3 protein-coding genes are annotated in these 5,582 nt (G+C 33.4%); 1 reads left to right on the forward strand and 2 read right to left on the reverse strand.

Annotation, left to right across the window (positions count from 1 at the left end):
- The coding region (locus WBN21_RS11675) for a metallophosphoesterase family protein (protein WP_424200477.1) at positions 1 to 702 on the reverse strand (702 nt) is incomplete at its 3' end.
- A gap of 177 nt (positions 703 to 879) precedes the next feature.
- Between WBN21_RS11675 and WBN21_RS11680 the strand changes: the two genes are divergently transcribed.
- The gene (locus WBN21_RS11680; protein ID WP_424200479.1) at positions 880 to 4,335 is read left to right on the forward strand and encodes a pyruvate carboxylase; all 3,456 of its coding nucleotides are present in this window, start codon (positions 880 to 882) and stop codon (positions 4,333 to 4,335) included.
- A 7-nt stretch (positions 4,336 to 4,342) separates the two neighbouring features.
- On the opposite strand, the gene WBN21_RS11685 is transcribed toward WBN21_RS11680, so the two are convergent.
- The coding region (locus WBN21_RS11685) for a POTRA domain-containing protein (RefSeq protein WP_424200481.1) at positions 4,343 to 5,582 on the reverse strand (1,240 nt) is incomplete at its 5' end.

The raw sequence follows: 5,582 nt of genomic DNA on the forward strand, positions 1-5,582 counted from the left end.
ATATAAAGCAGGTAAATTATCACTTTGAAATACTTCTTTAGTATTCACATCAACCACCGATAATTTTCCTTTAAAAGCAGCACCTGTATCTATATTCCAGACGTTAACAGCATTCATTGGCACATCACAATTAAAATTAGTAGTTGGCGTATGTCCAATATAAACTTCTTTGTAATGTTTTAATCTATTAGGATAAATAGCTGAATCTTTTTTAATACGCTTATCCATAGTTAAAGCCATTTCCCAAAGGGTTCTATCAAAATAAAATGTGGTTGCAAAAACCTCTTTACTCACGCCATGCATAGATGTAAAACCAGCGTGAAGAAACAATCGGTTGTCATCATCTAAATAATACAAAGGCATATTCTCAAAAAATCCCAAATGCTTTTTTTTATCTTCCTTTGAAAACCCTTCATAACTCTCCATGGTTTCCTTTCCACCGTGCATATACCAAGTTGGATTAACAACATCGTTTGCTAACCATTCTTCACACCAAACATCATGGTTTCCCTTTATAAAAACACATTTTATAGATTCTGGAAGCTCTATTAAAAACTGAATAACCTGTGCCGATTCACTCCAGCCATCAACATAATCGCCCACAAAAATTAAGGTATCCTCATCCTTAACTTCTATTTTATTTAAAACTTGAATTAAAGCTTTTAATCCGCCGTGAATATCTCCTATTGCAAAAGTTCGCATACGTCATTATTTTTTTTGCAAAACTAAAAGATTCATTTTAAGATAAAAATAATGTAACATTAAATTTAGATTATTATTTTTTGTTTTGTTTAGATTTTATCTATGGAACAGCTAGATATAGATAGACTTTAAGTATATTTAGTTCAAATTATTTTATAGCCACTAAAATCCATCACATTGAAAATCAAAAAAGTACTTGTAGCCAATAGAGGAGAAATTGCCATTAGAATTTTTAGAGCCTGTACCGAAATTAATGTAAAAACCATTGGTGTTTATACCTTTGAAGACCGCTACTCGCTACACAGATATAAAGCCGAAGAATCCTATCAAATAGGTGAAGATAATGAGCCTTTAAAACCATACTTGAATATTGCTGAATTGATTCGAGTTGCACTTGATAATGGTGCTGATGCCATTCATCCTGGATATGGTTTTTTATCTGAAAATGCCGATTTTGCTCAGGCATGTGAGGACAATGGCATTATTTTTATCGGTCCAAAAGTATCCGTTTTAAAATCTTTAGGTGATAAAATTACAGCTAAACAAGTAGCTGTGGCTAATGATATCCCAATTATAAGAAGTAATATAAAACCCTTAACAGACATTGATGTAGCCATTTCTGAAGCAAAAAAAATCGGTTATCCTATTATGCTTAAAGCGGCATCTGGTGGTGGAGGTCGAGGTATGCGCGTAATTCGAAAAGTTGATGAATTAAAAAAAGCATTCTTTGAAAGTAAGCGTGAAGCGCTAAATGCTTTTGGTGATGATACCGTTTTTCTAGAAAAATTTGTGGAAAATCCGAAGCATATAGAAATCCAAATTGTAGCCGACAGCCATGGTAATATTGTGCATTTATTTGAAAGAGATTGCTCTGTGCAAAGGCGTTACCAAAAAGTAATAGAGTTTGCACCTTCTTTTGGATTAAAAGAACAAACAAAACAAGATTTATACAATTACGCTATTAAAATATGTAAAGCCGTAAACTATAACAATATTGGAACTGTTGAGTTCTTAGTTGATGATGATGATGATTCTATCTATTTTATTGAAGTAAATCCAAGAGTTCAAGTTGAGCATACGGTTACAGAAGTCATAACCAATATAGACTTAATTAAAGCCCAATTATTTATTGCAGGTGGTTATAAACTTTCCGATGAACAAATAAAAATTCCAAATCAAGAATCGATAAAAATAAATGGATACGCGCTGCAATGTCGTATTACTACTGAAGATCCTCAAAATGACTTTAAACCAGATTACGGAACCGTTTCAGCGTACAGAAGCGCTTCTGGATTTGGAATTCGATTAGACGCTGGTAGTATTTACCAAGGCGCTAAAATTTCACCATTTTTTGATTCTATGCTGGTTAAAGTAACTGCTAATAGCAGAACTCTTGACGGTGCCAGTAGAAAAATACGTCGCGCCTTAGCCGAATTTAGAATTAGAGGCGTAAAAACGAACATGCCTTTTCTTGATAATATTTTAAAACACGAGACTTTTAGACAGGGCAAAGTCACCGTGAATTTTATAAAATCTAATCCTGATTTATTCATTTTTAAAGCGCCGAGAAATAGAGCGACCAAATTAATTACCTATTTGGGCGATATTATTGTAAATGGCAACCCTGATATAAAAAAGATTGACACAACTAAAACATTTGTAAAACCTAAAGTACCCAAATTTGATGCTAGTGCTAAATTCCCAGAAGGCACTAAAGATTTACTCACTAAATTAGGTCCAGAAAAATTCTCGCAATGGTTGCTGAATGAAAAGAAAGTTCATTTTACTGATACTACCATGCGCGATGCACACCAAAGTTTACTAGCTACCCGTATGCGTACTTTTGATATGCTAAAAGTTGCAGAAGGATACGCTAAAAACCATCCTGATATTTTTAGCATGGAAGTTTGGGGCGGTGCTACTTTTGATGTTTGTCTTAGGTTTCTTCAAGAAAATCCATGGGAACGATTACGATTGTTAAGAAAAGCCATGCCTAATCTATTAATGCAGATGCTTATTAGAGGTTCCAATGGTGTTGGATACAAAGCCTATTCCGATAATTTAATTGGTGAATTTGTTGAGAAATCTTGGGAAAACGGTGTTGATGTTTTTAGAATATTTGATTCGCTCAACTGGATGAAATCACTTGGACCGTGTATTGAACATGTAAGAACTAGAACTGATGGATTGGCCGAGGGATCAATATGTTATACCAATGATATTTTAAATCCAGAAAACAAAAAATACAACTTAAAATACTATGTCAATTTAGCGAAAGAAATTGAAGGTGCTGGCGCCCATATTTTAGGTGTAAAAGATATGGCTGGCTTGCTAAAACCTTATGCGGCTTATGAGCTAATTTCAGCTTTAAAATCTGAACTTAAAATACCTATTCATCTGCATACACATGATACTTCATCCATTCAATCGGCAACGTATATAAAAGCGATTGAAGCTGGCGTAGATGTGGTTGATGTGGCGCTTGGAGGTTTATCTGGGTTAACATCTCAACCTAATTTTAATTCGGTTGTTGAAATGATGAAATTTCAAGATAGAGCAAGCACTATTAATATTGATTCTTTAAATGAATATTCCAATTACTGGGAAGCTGTTAGAGAATACTACTATCCTTTTGAATCGGGACTAAAAGCAGGTTCTGGCGAGGTATTTAAACATGAAATCCCTGGAGGGCAATATTCAAATTTAAAACCGCAAGCACAGGCTTTAGGATTGGAAGACCGCTTTCATGAAATCACTAAAATGTATGGTGAAGTCAACACACTTTTTGGAGATATTATTAAAGTAACTCCAAGTTCTAAAGTAGTTGGTGATATGGCGCAATATCTAGTTAGTAATAACCTAACCGTCCAAGATGTTATTGAAAGAGGTGACACGATTTCTTTTCCGCAATCTGTAGTTGATTTGTTTAAAGGCGAATTAGGACAGCCGGTTGGAGGATTTCCAAAAAAGCTGCAAAAGCTTATTTTAAAAGACCAAAAACCTTATACTGATCGGCCAAATGCCCACATGCCGCCATTAGATATTGAAAAAGAATATGAAACCTTCAAAAAAATATTTGAGCACGATTTAAGTAGAACTATTGATTATACGGATTTCTTATCCTATCAACTCTACCCTAAAGTATTTACAGATGCTTTTAACAATCATCTGAAGTATGATAACCTCATGAACTTACCAACCAAAAATTTCTTCTATGGTATGGAGATTGGTGAAGAAATAATAGTGGATTTAGATAGAGGAAAAAGACTGCTTGTAACTTTAGATTCAATCGGAAAAGCGAATGATGATGGTCTTGTTACTGTGTATTTTAAAGTTAACGGACAAGGTAGAAGTGTAGACATTAAAGACACTTCCATTAAAGTTGACAAGGTTGAAAACGTAAAAGCTGACAAGGTTGATGACAATCAAATCGGTGCACCATTACAAGGTATGCTATCTACCATTTTAGTAAAAAAGGGAGAAAAAGTATCCAAAAATCAACCGTTGTTTATTATAGAAGCCATGAAAATGGAAACTACCATTACAGCTGCATCTGATGCTACCGTGAAGAAAATTGTATTGAAAACTGGATTTATGGTAAATTCTGAAGATTTAGTTATTGTATTAGACTAAAGAAGCTTTAAAAATACTGCCCAATACCAAATACGAAACCTTTGGTGGCATTTTCAGAGATTCCGTAACCGTAATCAATTCTGAAAATAGCGTTGTATATTTTTTTATGCATAAAACGAAGGCCTAATCCTGGGTATACTTTAATGTTATCAGATTTACTAAAATCTCCAAAATCACTACCAGGATTTCGCCATGATCCAGCGTCAATAAACGCGTTTCCTTGCAAAACAAACCAACCTTTTTCAATAAGTGTTTGTCTGTATTCTGTATTTAAAACTATGACTCCTGTACCTCTGTCAATCGTATTTCCAACACCACGAACATTCAAATTATTATCTACTGAAAAAGGAGCAAAAGGCGTTTCATCATTGGAAGAAATCCCTAACCGCATTCTATTCGCCCAGTTTCCTTTTTCACCAACTCGTTTGAAAAGAAAAAAGTCATTCCAACCTATAAAAAAATCAGGTAATATATCGTTAGTAGAAGTGACATATTGAAAATTAAACTGACTTTTGAAGCCTGTTACATACTGATAAAAATAATCTAATTCATTATACTCATAAATTCCTTTCAACAACCATTTTTGAACATTTAGTTCTTGAGGAACATTGGGATTAGTGGCACCAAACTTATACTGATAATCTTCCGCAAAATAATTTACACCAAGTTCCATTCTATTTTTAAAATTGAATTCATACAACCCTAAAACCTCAAAGGATTTATTGTTGTATTTATAATTTGATGTTGTATTATCAAAAAAAACAGGCTCTTGAGTTGTTAAATCTTGATGATTTATTGCTAATCCTAATTTATTAGAAAACAGATAGGGTGCTCTGAAATTTATTGCATACGAATTGTAAACATCCTTTTGATAAAAACCACCAAAAGTTATATTCCGACCAAATAAATTAAACTCATATAAACCCAAACGATAGGCAAACTCGTCATTATCCGTTGTGTAAAAATTTGCAGAAGGAATAAGGGTAAAATTCTCTTCTATGTTATAAATAACATTATACTTATTATCTTGAGATGGAAACACTTGAAAATACGCATGAGAAACTGATGGTAATCGCTTTAATCGCAAAATATCTTGTTCAATTATAGTGGAATCCAACAAAACTCCAGCTTTTATTGTAGAAACACTTTTTATAAATGACGCATTTAATCTTTTATTCCCTTGAATTTTTAAATCGTTAACTTTAAATTCTTGGGCGTAACCGCACGACGTTATAAAAACAAATAGT

The organism is Algibacter sp. (genome assembly GCF_049667265.1).
Taxonomy (GTDB): Bacteria; Bacteroidota; Bacteroidia; order Flavobacteriales; family Flavobacteriaceae; genus Algibacter_B.